The organism is Marinobacter sp., from assembly GCF_048259445.1.
Lineage (GTDB): Bacteria > Pseudomonadota > Gammaproteobacteria > Pseudomonadales > Oleiphilaceae > Marinobacter.
The window spans coordinates 1-15,349 of record NZ_JBLXHQ010000009.1 but is presented as its reverse complement, the minus strand read 5'-3'; the positions used below and the strand labels follow the sequence as shown (position 1 = coordinate 15,349).

Below are 15,349 nucleotides of genomic sequence, written 5' to 3'. Positions count from 1 at the left end.
ACAGAACGCTCTTATTCAGGCTGTGACAATAACCCGGATACCTTCCAGTGCCAGACTGGCGCGACCGATTGCGTCGCGGGCGGCATCCAGCTGGTTCCGGAAGTAATCAATTTCATCTTCACGAATCGCCGGATTTACTTTTTTCAGGGCTTCCAGCCTGCGAATTTCCGGCTCAAAGTTTGCCGCCAGCTGCTCGAGTGCTTTTTGCTTCATCGGCTCCAGATGCGGCGCAGACAGGCGCTCCACATGATCCACCATGGTTTCGACCTGGGGCCGGATCTGCGGCACAACCGCCTGGGCTGTGCGCCGACGGATGTTTGAACAAAGATCGTTCAAACGATCATGGGGCAGCGCTGCGGAAAGTTCTTTTCCGTTCACGTCTACCAGCAAGCGCAAAGGCGAGACCGGCAGATAACGCGTCAGATGCAGGGCTTCAGGTGCCGGGCAATGCACGGTGAACAAGGCCTCCATAAGCAGAGTGCCCGGTGGCAAGGCCTTGACCGACAAGCTGGCCAGAGCCGCCTTACCCAGCCCGGAGCTGGTTACCGAGTCCATCACACCGGTTACCATCGGATGTTCCCAGCTCATGAACGCAATGTCTTCGCGCTCCAGTGCGTGCTGCCGGTCCCAGGTGACGGTTATTCCGTCTTCCGGCAGCTCAGCGACATGACCGGCCTGATATTGCTCTCCAGGACGCAGGATGTCTGCGTAGTCAGAGTGATCCTCAACCTCCACCCCGAGTATGTCGAAAGCTTCCATCATGTAATCGCGCACCTGCACGGAGCCTTCTTCCTGCTCAATACCGGCAATCAACGCATCGGCTATATCGCGACGACAGGAATTGAGCTCAATCAGTGCATCCCGGCCGTTCTGCAGCAACGTTTTCAGGCGGTCGGTTTCAGCAGCCGAGGTTTCAACAAGGCCATCAAGGAGCGAATACTCACCTTCCACTGCAAGCTTCCACGCCTCACTGACTTTTTCCTGTACCGCTACGCCGACTGCGCAGCTTTCAGAAAACGCATTCAGGCCTTCATGGAACCAGCGATACTGAACCTCCTGCGACGTGTTCTGCAGATAAGGAACATGAATATCAATTGTTTCAGTCTGGCCAATACGGTCAAGCCGCCCGATGCGCTGCTCAAGCAAGTCCGGGTTTGCGGGCAAATCAAACAGCACCAGATGATGAGCAAACTGGAAGTTCCGGCCCTCACTGCCAATCTCGGAGCAGATCAGTGCCTGGGCACCCTGCTCATCGTCAGCAAAATACGCCGCAGCGCGGTCACGCTCCACGAGACTCAGATGTTCATGGAACGCAGCACTGCGAATGCCGGCACGCAGCTGCAGGTAATGCTCAAGCGCCATCGCCGTTTCAGCCATGGCACAGATGACCACGACCTTGGCCGGGCGCAGTCCCGCCAACTTTTTCTCCAGCCAGGCGACTCTCGGGTCATCCGCCAGCCACTGACTTTCGGGAACAAGCTGCTCCGGAGCCAATCCTGTATAACCGAATTGCTGGCCCTGATACATGGCAGGGCACTCCAGTGGAACGGCATTAACACGGCGTTCAGGAAAGCCCTGTATCGCAGCCCGGGTGTTACGGAACAGAACCCGCCCCGTGCCATGGCGATCAAGCAATGCATCGATGATTGCCTGTCGCGGAGAATCACCTTTCAGCAGCTGCGCCAGCTCGTCGCCCAGCCAGGTTTCCAGATCCTTGCGATCCGCTTCATCGATGTCCGAACTTTCGTCCTGCAAGCGCCGCACTACGCTGTTAATCGCTTCGTACTGCTGTTCTTCTTCCTGAAACGCCTGCAAATCATGAAAACGTGCGGGGTCGAGTAGCCGGAGCCGGGCAAAGTGGCTGGCTACACCAACCTGTTCCGGCGTGGCTGTCAGCAACAACAGACCTTCACTGGCAGACGAAAGCTCCTCCACTATCTGGTATTCAGGGCTGACACTTTCAGGGCTCCAGGCCAGGTGATGCGCCTCATCCACGATCATCAGATCCCAACCTGCGGCCAAGGCGTCTTTGCTCGCCTTCTGACTGTTCACCAGAAAGTCGAGGCTGCATAACACCAGCTGCTCGCTTTCAAAGGGATTAACGGAAGACTCCCCTCCGAAGATGTGGTTAACCAGAGCATCGACATCATCTTCGCTCTCTTCCAGGGCGTCGTAGCGACTCTGGTCGACAATGGAAAAACGCAGATTAAAGCGCCGCAGCATTTCCACAAGCCACTGATGAATCAGTGAATCAGGCACCACAATCAACGCTCGTCGGGCCCGGCCGGTCTGCAACTGGTAATGCAGGATGAGGCCCGCTTCAATGGTTTTACCCAGGCCAACTTCATCCGCCAGGAGTACTCTTGGCGCGTGGCGCTTCGCAACTTCGTGCGCAATGTAGATCTGATGCTGCAAGTGCTGTGTACGCGCACCTATCAGGCCCTGGGCAGGAGAAGCCCGCAACCGATCCAGGTGTTGCAGCGTCGCAAACCGCAGACGAAACGCGCCGTTTCGATCAAACTGACCGGCGAAGAGGCGCTGATGGGGGGCTGAAAAATTGACGGAACCCGCGAGCTTTACCTCGGAAATCTGCTCCATTCGCTCTTCAGACAGCTCGTCTTCAGCTGCACTTCCATCATCCGAAAGGCCATCCGCGTGGTACAGCAATACGCCACCGACATCCTCAACCGCGCGCACCAGAAATCTTGAGCCATCAAATATCTCAATTTCTTCGCCGATCTGATACACAATGCGAGAAAGCGGCGCATTATCAATAGCGTAAGTGCGCTCTTCGTCAGCAGCAGGAAATCCAAGGGTCACCCGACGACCAGAAATATCTGTGACAATGCCCAGCCCCAGTGCCGTATCACTGTGACTTACCCAACGCTGACCAATAACAAATTCCGATGCGTCCAAAAAGCCTCCCGACTCGTTAATTTCGTGTTGCGCCGTTTTCGCGCACCCAATAGGCAGTCGCACCACAAACGGCAGCGGGGACCACGACAAGATTCAGAACCGGCACCATGGCTGCCAGTGCCACCGGCAATCCGAAACCCAATGCAGACAAACGGGTATCGGCGAGCAGCTGGCGCAACGCCTTGAAGCTCACTTTATGGTTGTCTGCGGGGTAATCCACATACTGCAGCGCCATCATCCAGCTGTTGAACAGGAACCACAGCACAGCCGCTACCAGATTAACCACCGGGATCAAACCGATAACAAACAGCCCGACGGCCCGCGGCAGGTAATAGACGATTTTCTGCACTTCACGCCAGAGTGCCCGGGGGATATCTTTTATGATCGCCGCCCAGCCGCCATCAGTGCTGACCTCCTGGCCGGTGAGGTGCTTTTCAGTCAACTCTGCCAGGTAACCATAAAACGGGGAACCAATCAGGTTGGCTACGATCACAAAACCGTAGGCGAGCATCAGCAGGATTACGGCTCCGTAAAAAATCCAGAAAAGCCAGTCCATCGCCTGCAGCCAGGCCCAATCGGGCAACCAGGCCATTGCAGCAACAATCAAGGCACTAAAGAGTTCACCCAGAAAATAAAAGAGCAACCCGAAGAGCAGAATGTTGATCACGAGCGGAATCATTACAAACAGTCGCAGACCAGGCTGACGGATGAGACGGAAACCCTCACCCAGATAGCCCAGTCCGCGAAAAAAATTACCTCTGAGCATCGCTGATTAGCCCTCCGCTTCAATGACAGTGACGGGGCCCAAAGCATATCATGTTGAAAACCTTCACACAGCCAGAGAACTCTGACGGATTTCACCAATGGCAACACTGAAACACCAACTGACAACCCTGCTGCACTTCCGGCCACTGTGGCGCCTTGCTCTTCTGTTATCAGTAATTGCCATTGGCTTTCTGGCGACTACAAGTAACAGCTATCCAATTCCCTCGGCGCCCAGTGACAAAGTGAATCACCTGATTGCTTTTATCGAGCTCACCATTGTTACGCGGCTAGCGTGGCCGGAGCTCCGTGCTATCTGGTACGCACCAGCGTTACTGGCTTTCGGATTCGCCATTGAGGGTGTGCAGGCCAACCTGCCATACAGAGACTTCTCGCTGGCAGACGTCGCTGCGGACGGGGCGGGAATACTGATCGGACTTCTCCCCTGGCCGGGACTACGTAAAATCGACAAAAGCGATTTGAGAAATTCGCCTGAATCCGTGTGAGATATTTCGCACATTCTTGTAAGACCTTGCCGCGTCTTTGCGTATGCAAGCGGTCTCAACCTTACCTGAATTACATGTAACCCTTTGATATGTATCGCCTGGAACTTCGCGCACCAGCCAGACACACCACAAAAGCATGCAAGGCTCACAGGTTTCCATTCGCCCAGTTGGTATAGTGCTTACGTCAAGGATGACAGGGAAAGGACGACGCACTGGATGCACCCCGGCACGGAATGTGGGGAGAAGCAGGGAAACAAGGACACCTGGCTTAAGGGAAAACTATTCGGATCGCTGGCTCGGAAGCCGGCACCACGGAGTGGCACAAGGATTCGCAACACGGCTGTTGCACTCAGCGCACGGATGCGCCGACCTGTTCCGGTAAAGGGCACCCTCGCGGTTGCCCTTTTTTTATGCTCCGATTTTCCACAAAGCAAGGATCAGAAAGCAGGAAATCATCAACTCCGTTATACTGCCGCCTCACTCTGGCAAGCGACTGAGCCCTGAAATGGCAAGCAGACCTGATACCGATAACTTCCTGTCACTTTTCCTGAACAACACTCCGTTGATGGATGTACGGGCGCCTGTTGAATTCGCCAGAGGCAGCTTCCCGGGCGCTGAAAATGCACCGCTGATGAACGACGAAGAGCGGCATCGGATAGGCATCTGTTATAAGGAAAAAGGTCAGGACGAAGCCATCCGGCTGGGGCACCAACTGGTTTCAGGGGACATCAAAGCCCAGCGCATTGAAGCCTGGAAGCGTTTTATAGCGCGCCACCCGGAGGGCTATCTGTTCTGCTTTCGTGGGGGTTTGCGGTCAAGGCTCACCCAACAGTGGATCCAGGAAGCAGGCATTGATTACCCCCTCATCAAAGGCGGATACAAAGCACTGCGTCGCTTCCTTATCGACAGCCTCGAGCACCTCATTGAATCCAGCGAGTTCCGCATAATCAGCGGGCGCACAGGAACGGGAAAAACCCGTGTATTGCAACAACTACCAAACCCGGTGGACCTCGAAGGACTGGCCAATCACCGGGGCTCAAGCTTCGGCCGACAAGTTACGCCCCAGCCATCGCAGATAGATTTTGAAAACCGCCTTGCCGTTGCCATGCTGAAAGCTCGCCATTTAAAAGATGGACCTGTGTATCTGGAAGATGAAAGCCGCCTGGTTGGCCGGTGCGCTATGCCGGATACTTTGAAAGAACGGATAAATCAGGCTCCCCTGCTCATTCTTGAACAGTCGCTGGATGAACGTACCCGCATTATCCGGGAAGACTATGTAGAGACCATGTCAGCCGATTACATGAGCCGCGATGGTGAGGAAGCCGGCTGGCTGAATTTCCGCGACTACCTGCTGGGTGCTCTCGACCGCATAAGCAAGCGTCTGGGTGGCGAACGCCATGCCCGGCTGCGCAGCTCTATGGAGCAGGCACTGGCGCAACAGGAAAGCAGTGGCGATGTTCACGGCCATGACGCCTGGATTCAGCCTCTCCTTCAGGACTATTACGACCCTATGTATGACTATCAGCTCAGCCAGAAGCAGGGGCAGGTACTTGTCCGTGGCGGTTCATATGAAGTAATCGAGTGGGCCAGAAGTAATGCCCCGGCCTGACAAAGAAGAGCCTGGACAACACCGCCGATATACCCGGCCTGTATTGTTTGCTATATAGAGTCTGTAACAACTCTGGTCTCTCCGGGGCCATATTGACGACGAATGTAAAAAACGAATCCAAAAAAACAGAATCAACAAGGAATCTCTTATATGGAAGATCTACTAAGCGCTGACGGACGCGCCGCAGAATACATCGATCAGGCCATTGCGCTGGTCATGACCTATGCTCCGAAAGTTTTGCTGGCCATTATCACGCTGATTATCGGTATGTGGCTGATTAATCGCTTTGTGAGAGTGCTGGACTCAAAACTTGGCAAGAAAGACCCTACGCTGAACACGTTTTTATGTGGACTTCTCAGCGCCATTCTCAAGATTCTTCTGCTCATCTCCGTCGCCTCGATGGTCGGTATTGCCACCACGTCCTTTATTGCCATTATTGGTGCCGCCGGTCTGGCCGTTGGCCTCGCACTGCAGGGTAGCCTGGGGAACTTTGCGGGCGGCGTGCTGATTCTGCTATTCAAGCCGTTTAAAGTGGGTGATGTCATCGAAGCTCAAGGCTTCCTGGGCTCGGTACGTGAGATCAGCATTCTCTACACGATTGTCGACACCTTCGATAACCGCCGCGTGGTGATCCCCAACGGCCAGCTGTCCAACTCCAGCCTGACCAACATGAGTGTCTATGACACCCGCCGCTGCGATATGTCTTTTGGCATCGGCTACAGCGATGATATCGACAAAGCCAAAGGCATCGTGCTGCGGCTGATCTCTGAAGACGAGCGCGCCCTGAAAGATCCCGCTCCCCTCGTAGTTGTTGGCAGCCTCGGCGATAGCTCGGTAAACCTGACCGTGCGAGTCTGGACCAAGGCCGGCGACCTGTGGCCGTTCAACTGGGACATGCAAGAGCGTGTGAAAAAGGCGTTTGACGCGGAAGGCATCTCCATTCCCTTTCCCCAGCGCGATGTACACATGTATAAAACCGAGTGAATTAGCAATTCGTATCTCATAGATACAACCCGTTACTCGCAAACTGCACAACCTCAGCTAAGCTGACCATTAATGACGGGGCCGAACGGCCCCGTCAGGCCATCTCCGGAGCAAGTAAAGCTCTTAATAGCCGCTCCGGATTGCTGTCATTGCTGGTAGGAGGCTGTCACTATGCCGATACAGCAGTTAAAAGAATTTCTTGATGAGGCAAATGTTGAATACATGTGCCTCACTCACCCCCCCGCATTTACCGCTCAGGAACTTGCTCATCACGTGAAAATTGCGGGTGACAAGGTCGTTAAAACCGTCATTATCGAACTGGATGGAAAGATGGCGATGCTGGTCATGCCAGCAACCTGGCGTGTTCGCTGGGAGAGTCTTTCCCGTATTCTGGATACAGACTTCGTCGACCTCGCTGATGAACAGACATTCCAGGATCGTTTCCCGAACTGCGAGGTCGGCGCCATGCCGCCGTTCGGCAACCTGTTCGGCATGACCGTCTACTGCGCCGAGTCGCTGACAGAACAGCCCGAACTTGCCTTCGCCGCCGGGAGTCATACCGAGACCCTGCACATGAAAACCCGGGATTTCCTGAACCTGGTTCAGCCCATGGTCCTTCACCGGGGCTTCATCAAGCCCGGGACCCAGAAGCCTGCCTGGCTTTCAAAAAGCGGCCATCAGCCCGGACTAGCATCAAAGCAACGGGCATCCGGCATGGCTGGCTGATAGTGCTTTTATAACCGGCTTGATCCCGGCCGCTTGTCTGATCTTTGCCATCGCGTAAACTGTGGGCATCAGACAGGAACCCGATATGACTCAAGCTTTTGATATTGTGATTGTCGGCGCCGGCATGGTCGGCGCCGCACTTGCCACCGGTCTCGGACGGGAGGGCTTCAGTGTTGCGATGGTTGATCGCGCCCCCGCACCCGGGTTCGACCCTGATTCGGCTCCCGATATCCGCGTGTCAGCTCTCAGCGCAGGCAGCGAGCGCTATCTGCAGAGCCTTGGTGCCTGGAACCCTATCCTCAACATGCGAGCGACGCCCTATCGCCGGCTCGCGGTGTGGGATGAAACCCGACACCCCCTGAGCAACCTGCTACCGCGAACATCTAACCAGGTGGAGTTCGATGCCGCAGGGCTGAACGCCTCTCACCTTGGCCATATCGTTGAAAACTCGGTGACCCAGCAGGGCCTTTGGCAGGCGGCAGAAGCCGAACCCTCGGTCACCATACTGGCCGGCCATGGCGTCACTGGTATTGACCAGACAGGTGACCAGGCCAGAGTCGCACTTGAGAATGGCGAGGAACTGACCGCCACGCTGGTTATAGGCGCAGACGGCGCACAATCCCGGGTGCGGGGAATGGCGGGCATAGGCGTTACAAAAAATCAGTACAGCCAGCAGGCCATGATCATTTCCGTGCGCTATCAGGGGCCGGTACAAGACATTACCTGGCAAGGATTTTACCCTTCTGGCCCAAGAGCCTTTTTGCCCCTGTACAGTGCAGGATCAGATCACCCCGGGGAAAGCCGTGCTTCGCTGGTGTGGTACGACGCACCAGAGGAGATCGCCCGCCTCAAAAGCCTGAGCAATGAGACACTGATGGCGGAGATACAGCAGAACTTTCCAGCAGAACTGCCACTGCTTACCCATATTGAAGACCGCGCCAGCTTTCCCATTGCCCGTCAGCACGCGAAGCACTATTCGGCGGGTCGCATTGTGCTTGTGGGAGACGCCGCCCACACCATTAATCCCTTGGCAGGGCAGGGTGTAAATCTCGGATTTCAGGATGCCCGGTGCCTGCAAAGTATTCTTAAAGAGGCAAGGAGAGCGGGCAAAGATCTGGCCGAAGTGACGGTTCTTGCCAGCTATGAACAGCAAAGGCGGCCGGCGAACCGGCGCATGATGTTTGCCATGGACGCGTTTTATCATCTGTTCAGCAACCGGATTCCGCCGATCCACCTGCTCCGGAACATCGGTTTGAGCGCCGCTCGCGCCCTGCCCTTTGCCCGAAACCAGGTGGCTCGCTATGCCATGGGAATCGACGATGAACTGCCAGCCGTCATCAGGCAGCTAAGTGCCCGGCTGCCTGGCATGAATCAGTTTTAAGTATCTGCACACCCTGAATACAGTGCAGCTATAGATAGAGAGCAAAGTTGAAGAGCAACGATAAATAAAAGGAAACCAGGATGTCCGAAACCCTTTTTACCAAAATCATCAACCGCGAAATCCCCGCGGATATCGTTTACGAAGACGACATCAGCCTGGCGTTTCGCGATATCAACCCCCAGGCGCCAGTACACCTGTTGATCATCCCGAAAAAGTTGATCGCAACCATCAATGACATCGAAGAGATGGATCGCGAACTGGTCGGCCACCTTTACTGGGTAGCGGCCAAGCTCGCCAAAGAGATGGGCTTTGCCGACGACGGCTACCGCACTGTGATGAATTGCGGCGAAAACTCTGGCCAGACCGTGTTCCACATTCATCTTCACCTGCTGGCGGGCAAGCCATTCGGCTGGCCTCCCTACACCGATAAAATGAAGCAGGGCTAAGGCGCTGACTGGCATGAGTGGGGCTTAGCGCCCCACGACCCGCTCCGCTTCTTCCATCGGTGTGTGGCGAACATCTTCGCCTTTAACCATAAAGATCACGTTCTCGGCAATGTTGCAGGCGTGATCGCCTACTCGTTCCAGCGCCCGCAAAACCCACATCACCGACATACAGCGTGGAATATTACGGGGATCTTCCATCATGAATGTAAGCAGAGTGCGGGCGGCAGCCTGATATTCCTCATCCACCCGTTTATCTTCCTTCATTACTCGCAGAGCCTGTTCGGAATCCAGTCTCGCGAAGGCATCCAGCGAGTCGTGGAGCATACCCATCACATGGGCACCTATATTGCGTACTTCCACATAGCCCTGGGGCGCCTGGCCTTCCTCGGTGAGCTTGATCGCAAACTTGGCAATCTTCTTGGCTTCATCGCCCACCCGTTCCAGATCCGCCACCATCCGGATTACTGAAATCACCAGCCGCAAATCCCGGGCGGTCGGCTGACGACGGGCGATGATGAGCATAGCTTCCTCATCAATATCCATCTCCATCCGGTCCACCATCTTGTCTTTCGCCCGGATTTCTTCTGCAAGATGCCCATCTCCGTCTATCAACGCCTTCACGGCACTGTCGATCTGGGTTTCCACAAGACCGCCCATTTTCAGAAAACGGGTTTTCAAGGCCAGAAGCTCATCGTTGAACCGATTCGAGATGTGATCTCCGTATACTTCGTCTTTTTTCGCAACCATCGTGCTTATCTCCCCTGTTCTTTGCGCCCGGATCAGCCGAAACGACCGGTAATGTATGATTCAGTCAGTTCATGTTCCGGCATGGTAAACACCTTGCTTGTATCGTTTACTTCCACAAGGTGGCCCAGGTGAAAGTATGCAGTGCGGTTGGAGACCCGCGCGGCCTGCTGCATCGAGTGAGTCACAATCACAATGGTGTAGCTCTCGGACAACTCGGCAATCAACTCCTCAATTCGAGCTGTCGCAATAGGATCCAGCGCTGAACAGGGTTCATCCATCAACACCACTTCCGGGCTGACGGCGATGGCTCTGGCGATACACAGCCGCTGCTGCTGACCGCCTGACATACCGGTCGCCATGGCATCAAGGCGGTCCTTGGCCTCATCCCACAGACCGGCTTTGCGCAGGCTGTTTTCCACAATATCGTCCAGATCTGACTTGCGGTTGGCCAGGCCATGAATTCGCGGGCCATAAGCAACGTTATCGTAGATAGACTTCGGGAATGGGTTCGGCTTCTGGAACACCATGCCCACACGGGCTCGCAACTCCACAACATCGCGCTTGGCGTCGTAGATATCCTGGCCATCCAGTTGCAGCGAGCCTTTGATCCGGCAACTATCGATACTGTCGTTCATCCGGTTCAGGCAGCGCAAGAAGGTGGATTTGCCGCACCCGGAAGGCCCGATAAACGCGATGACCTCGTTGCGGGCAATATCCAGGCTGATGTTTTTTATAGCCCGGGTTTCACCGTAAAACACTTCCACGTCCCGCAGCTTGAACTTGGGGTCGTCAGAGAACGGAATACCGACAGTTTTACCTTCTTCGATCACAGTATCTGCCGGGCGCTCAGTCGTAGCTTTTTTCGGGTCTGCTTCAGGCATCTTTGCCTCTTTGATAACTGTTGGGTTCATAGTGCTGGAAATAGTGCCATGGATATTGCCATGGATAGTGTCACAGATAGTGCTCATAACTGTTGCCTCTTTACCAACGGCGCTCAAGGCGCTTGCGCAACCAGATGGCAAACGCATTCATGGTTATCAGGAAGGCGAGCAGAACCATAATGCCCGCGGAGGCCAGCTCCACGAATCCCTGTTCAGCGCTACCAGCCCAGATGAAGATCTGTACGGGCAACACGGTAGCTGAACTGAAAAAGCCGTCAGGGATCTCGACGATGAAGGCCACCATACCAATCAGCAACAAAGGTGCGGTTTCACCCAGCGCCTGCGCCATGCCAATAATGGAACCGGTCAGCATGCCCGGCATGGCCAGAGGCAACACATGGTGCAACACCACCTGCATTTTAGAGGCCCCTATGCCTTCTGCAGCCTCACGGATCGACGGCGGCACACTCTTGATCGCCGCACGACTCGAGATAATGATGGTAGGCAGGGTCATCAACGCCAGTACCAGGCCGCCCACCACGGGCACCGACCGGGGCATGCCGAACAGACCGATAAACACCGCCAGCCCCAACAACCCGAAGATGATGGAGGGCACGGCGGCGAGGTTGTTGATGTTGACCTCGATAAAGTCCGTCAGGCGGTTGCTGGGTGCAAATTCCTCAAGATACACCGCCGCAGCCACACCCACCGGAAACGCAATGACCAGGGTAACGCCCAACGTCAGCAAAGACCCGATCAGCGCACCGAGAATACCGGCGTTGGACGGCTCCCTGGAGTCGCCACTGCTGAAAAACACATCGTTAAACCCGGTACTGATCACCCCCTTGCTGAGCAACTCGTCCGTCCAGCGTTGTTGCTGCTCGGTGAGGCGAATAGAGTAGGCCGGATCACCCGCATGCTTTACGTATACCGACACCGTATCGTGCGCCGGAAACTCGATAGTGCGCGTACTGCCCAGCCAATCCGGATTCTCAGTCAGCAGATCACGTACCTGATTGCTGGCGTAGCTGCCTGTCATCCGGCTGAGCTCACGCTTGTCCGCCCGGCTCGTGGCCTGCGGGAAATACCCTTGCAAGGCCTTGATAACAGGCGCCTGAAAATCCGCCATGGCGATCTGTTCCGGATCCGAGGCATCGTTCAGGTACATCAGTTCTCCATCCAGATGCACCTCAAGGGTAACCGTGGTTTTGATGAAGCCGGTATAGCCCTTGCTGACAATATCGGTAAACAGAATCACCAGCGAGAACAGTGCGATCGAAATGGCGGTTATGCCATAGAAGCGGAATCGACGTTCCTTGCGATAGCGGCGCTTGAGTGAGCGGCGGACAAGCTCCGCCTGTGAGCCCGGGTTAGTCATATTGTTCCCTGTATTTGCGCACGACTTTCAGTGCAATCACGTTCAGCAACAGCGTTACGATGAAGAGCATCATGCCCAGAGCAAACGCGGCCAGTGTCTTGGCGCTGTCGAATTCCTGGTCACCGGTGAGCAGGGTGACAATCTGTACCGTCACCGTTGTAACCGAATCCAGCGGATTGGCCGTCAGGTTTGCGGCCAGGCCGGCGGCCATCACCACGATCATGGTTTCACCAATGGCACGGGATGCGGCCAGCAATATGCCGCCCATAATGCCGGGCAAAGCGGCGGGAAAAATCACATTCTTCATGGTTTCAGACTGGGTGGCACCCAGCGCCAGGGAACCGTCCCGAAGGGTGCGCGGAACTGCGTTGATCACGTCATCCGACAGCGACGATACAAACGGAATAATCATGATGCCCATCACCAGTCCGGCCGCCAGCGCACTCTGGGAGGATGCCTCAAGGCCCAGAATCAGAGCCAGATCGCGGATAAAAGGGGCCACCGTGAGCGCTGCAAAAAAGCCATAAACCACCGTAGGCACGCCCGCCAGCATTTCCAGCAGGGGTTTGACCACCGCGCGCACCGAACGGCTGGCATATTCCGAAAGATACACCGCCGACAGCAGGCCCACCGGCACGGCAATCAACAGCGCAATGGCGGAAATCATCAGAGTGCCGGTAAACAGCGGGATAATGCCGAACGCACCCTCTGAACCTATCTGATCTGCCCGCAGTGCAGTTTGCGGGCTCCAGCTGGTGCCAAACAGAAATTCGCTCATCGGCACCTTGCCGAAAAAACGGACAGTTTCAAAAATTACCGAGAAAACAATCCCGATGGTGGTGAGGATCGCGACGGCGGCGCACACAAAAAACAGCCGCTGCAACGTGCGCTCCACACTCTTGCGGGCATTGATGTGCGGTGCAACGCGTGTCCAGGCGAAAGCGCCGCCAAGAACCGCAATCAGAATCACCAATAGCGCTTTGAAGCTGCTGCTTTGCTCACGCAACTCCTGCAATAATGTTGCTGCGCCAGATATCCCATCCGGAACCATGGCAGGGTCCAGTTTGCCGGCTGCCAGATTACTGATCTGGGAAAGCGTCAGGCTGGCGTGCCCTGCCGATTGCGGTGCCAGCTCTGCGGGCAGAGAAGCCATCACAATGTCCTGAATGACTTTGCCTTCAAAAGCCGCCCAGGTGCCCAATATAATCAGCGCGGGGATTGCGCACCAAAGTGCGGCTCTGGCGGCATAGTAAGCCGGCAGAGCCTTGAGGTTGCGAATACCACCCAAGGGCGCTGCCACGGCCCGGGAGCGCATGTAAGCGAACCCGTAAGCCACCGCGGCAAGCACCAGAACCAGGGGCAATAAGTCAGATGTCTGCATGGTTCTCTCTCTGGTTCATGACTGTCTCCTTGATTCATCGCCCCTGTTGCTTGCCATTCTGGTGTTAAAGCTCGTTACCAGTCATTGGTATGAGTTCCCTGACCGCTTTCGCTGTTTCCATGCGCACATTGCGGAGGTTAGGGATCAGACCCACGTCTACCAGGTAGCCGTTGTCGCCCCAGGCGCCTTCGCTGGTGAACTCCTTGGCATACTCCTGGACACCCGGGACAACCCCTGCGTGAGCATTTTTAATGTAGAAAAACAGTGAGCGAGCCACTGGATACTGCTCATCGGCAATAGTATCGGGGGTGGGCTCTACACCATTGATGGTTGATGCCTGGATTTCACCGCTGTTTTCCATCAGGAAGCTGTAGCCGAAGATACCCAGCGTGTCTTTGTCCTGAGCAAGACGCTGAACAATGAGGTTATCGTTTTCGCCTGCCTCAACAAACGCACCGTCTTCACGCATGTTGTGGCAAACACCGCGCATTTCTTTCTTTTCCATCGCCTTTATGAAACCAAAAGTCTTGCAACCACCTTCCATCGCAATTTCTACAAAGGCGTCGCGGGTACCAGAAGTGGGAGGCGGCCCCATTACACTGATCTCTTTGGCCGGCAGGCTGGAATCGATATCGCTCCATTTCTCGTAAGGATTGGCAACCAGCTTGTCCCCGCCTTCGGGGTCCGGAACGTCCTTGGCAAGCGCCAAGAACACTTGACGCAGGCTCAGATCCATTCGATCAGCTTCTCTGGAGTTGGCGATCACGATGCCATCGGAGCCAATTTTCACCTCGGTGATGGCTTCTACACCGTTGTTCTGGCACATCGTGAACTCGCTGGATTTCATTCGGCGGGACGCGTTGGTAATGTCCGGGTGCTGAGTACCTATGCCGGCACAAAACAGTTTGAAGCCACCTCCGGAACCTGTTGATTCCAGCTTGGGCGTAGGGAAGTCGGTGTTGCGTCCGAAGCGCTCGGCTACAACCGTAGCGAAAGGATAAACCGTTGACGAACCCACAACGTTTACGGTGTCACGGGCCAGGGCCGGTGCGGATATCATGGATAACCCGCCGGTCAAAGCAGCGATAGCAAGAACTGTATTCTGTTTAATCACGTTGAATCTCCATCAGTCACTTATGTTGTGTACAGCACCGGTTTACTGATGAGTGAAGATTAGAGCCTCTGTGTGACAGCTTTGTTACACCGCCTGAAATATTGAGCAGATGCCGTAAATAAGCTTGCAGCGGCGTGCTGGGTCGCTAACATGCTAGGAAAATAATTCCAGAGATCAAGAAAAGGCTGGCTTCATGACTGCGTACGACGACGACAAACCCAAACCCCGTGGTGATCTCACCCTCCAGATAGTGCCCTTGCCACAGGATACAAACGCCAACGGCGACGTGTTCGCTGGCTGGTTAGTCAAACAGATGGATATTGCCGCAGCCACTGTGGCAGGCCGTATTTCTCTCGGCCGCAACGCTACCGTGGCTATGGACGGAATGGAGTTTCTCTCACCTCTGCGAGTCGGGTCCCAGGTCGGCTGTTACTGCGAGCTGGTAGACATCGGCCGCAGCTCCATGAAAATCAATGTTGAAGTGTGGACCCTTGACCGCACCGCGAAAAACCCGCGCA

General features: G+C 55.3%; 14 protein-coding genes. 7 read left to right on the top strand and 7 right to left on the bottom strand.

Annotated features, from left to right (window positions below; genetic code table 11):
* Positions 1-15 precede the first annotated feature (15 nt).
* Together rapA and cysZ are read right to left on the bottom strand one after the other, a co-directional pair.
* Positions 16-2,916: an RNA polymerase-associated protein RapA gene (rapA, locus tag ACN0RL_RS08315; protein ID WP_417515609.1), complete on the bottom strand. Its 2,901-nt coding sequence runs from the start codon at positions 2,914-2,916 to the stop codon at positions 16-18.
* Positions 2,917-2,932: 16 nt separating this feature from the next.
* Positions 2,933-3,682, bottom strand: a complete 750-nt coding sequence (gene cysZ / locus ACN0RL_RS08310) for a sulfate transporter CysZ (RefSeq protein ID WP_417515607.1) — start codon at positions 3,680-3,682, stop codon at positions 2,933-2,935.
* Positions 3,683-3,779: 97 nt separating this feature from the next.
* On the opposite strand from cysZ, the gene ACN0RL_RS08305 reads away from it, so the two are divergent.
* From ACN0RL_RS08305 to ACN0RL_RS08280, 6 genes are all read left to right on the top strand, one after another.
* Positions 3,780-4,184: a VanZ family protein gene (locus ACN0RL_RS08305; protein ID WP_417515605.1), complete on the top strand. Its 405-nt coding sequence runs from the start codon at positions 3,780-3,782 to the stop codon at positions 4,182-4,184.
* Positions 4,185-4,689: 505 nt separating this feature from the next.
* Entirely contained in the window at positions 4,690-5,793 is a 1,104-nt protein-coding gene (gene mnmH / locus ACN0RL_RS08300) for a tRNA 2-selenouridine(34) synthase MnmH (RefSeq protein WP_417515603.1), read from the top strand.
* A gap of 150 nt (positions 5,794-5,943) precedes the next feature.
* Positions 5,944-6,777, top strand: a complete 834-nt coding sequence (locus ACN0RL_RS08295; RefSeq protein WP_417515601.1) for a mechanosensitive ion channel family protein — start codon at positions 5,944-5,946, stop codon at positions 6,775-6,777.
* Positions 6,778-6,948: 171 nt separating this feature from the next.
* On the top strand, positions 6,949-7,503 hold the full coding sequence (locus ACN0RL_RS08290; RefSeq protein WP_417515599.1) for an aminoacyl-tRNA deacylase: 555 nt from the start codon (positions 6,949-6,951) through the stop codon (positions 7,501-7,503).
* Between the two features lie 85 nt (positions 7,504-7,588).
* Complete coding sequence (locus ACN0RL_RS08285; RefSeq protein ID WP_417515597.1) at positions 7,589-8,884, top strand: FAD-dependent monooxygenase; 1,296 nt, start codon at positions 7,589-7,591, stop codon at positions 8,882-8,884.
* 80 nt (positions 8,885-8,964) lie between these two features.
* The gene (locus ACN0RL_RS08280) at positions 8,965-9,330 is read left to right on the top strand and encodes a histidine triad nucleotide-binding protein (RefSeq protein ID WP_417515595.1); all 366 of its coding nucleotides are present in this window, start codon (positions 8,965-8,967) and stop codon (positions 9,328-9,330) included.
* Between the two features lie 24 nt (positions 9,331-9,354).
* Here ACN0RL_RS08280 and phoU read toward each other — a convergent pair whose 3' ends face one another.
* From phoU to ACN0RL_RS08255, 5 genes are all read right to left on the bottom strand, one after another.
* Positions 9,355-10,077 carry a phosphate signaling complex protein PhoU gene (phoU, locus tag ACN0RL_RS08275; protein ID WP_417515593.1) on the bottom strand — a complete coding sequence of 241 codons (723 nt, stop codon included), beginning with the start codon at positions 10,075-10,077 and terminating at the stop codon, positions 9,355-9,357.
* Between the two features lie 32 nt (positions 10,078-10,109).
* Complete coding sequence (gene pstB / locus ACN0RL_RS08270; RefSeq protein ID WP_417515841.1) at positions 10,110-10,958, bottom strand: phosphate ABC transporter ATP-binding protein PstB; 849 nt, start codon at positions 10,956-10,958, stop codon at positions 10,110-10,112.
* Between the two features lie 100 nt (positions 10,959-11,058).
* Positions 11,059-12,336 carry a phosphate ABC transporter permease PstA gene (gene pstA, locus ACN0RL_RS08265; protein ID WP_417515591.1) on the bottom strand — a complete coding sequence of 426 codons (1,278 nt, stop codon included), beginning with the start codon at positions 12,334-12,336 and terminating at the stop codon, positions 11,059-11,061.
* A complete protein-coding gene (gene pstC, locus ACN0RL_RS08260; protein WP_417515590.1) occupies positions 12,329-13,717 on the bottom strand; it encodes a phosphate ABC transporter permease subunit PstC in 1,389 nt (462 codons plus the stop codon). The genes pstA and pstC overlap by 8 nt, the downstream gene beginning before the upstream one ends.
* A 64-nt stretch (positions 13,718-13,781) precedes the next feature.
* A complete protein-coding gene (locus tag ACN0RL_RS08255; protein WP_417515839.1) occupies positions 13,782-14,777 on the bottom strand; it encodes a substrate-binding domain-containing protein in 996 nt (331 codons plus the stop codon).
* Positions 14,778-15,024: 247 nt separating this feature from the next.
* Between ACN0RL_RS08255 and ACN0RL_RS08250 the strand changes: the two genes are divergently transcribed.
* Positions 15,025-15,349, top strand: a 325-nt coding sequence (locus ACN0RL_RS08250) for an acyl-CoA thioesterase (protein WP_417515588.1), incomplete at its 3' end; no start/stop codon positions are given.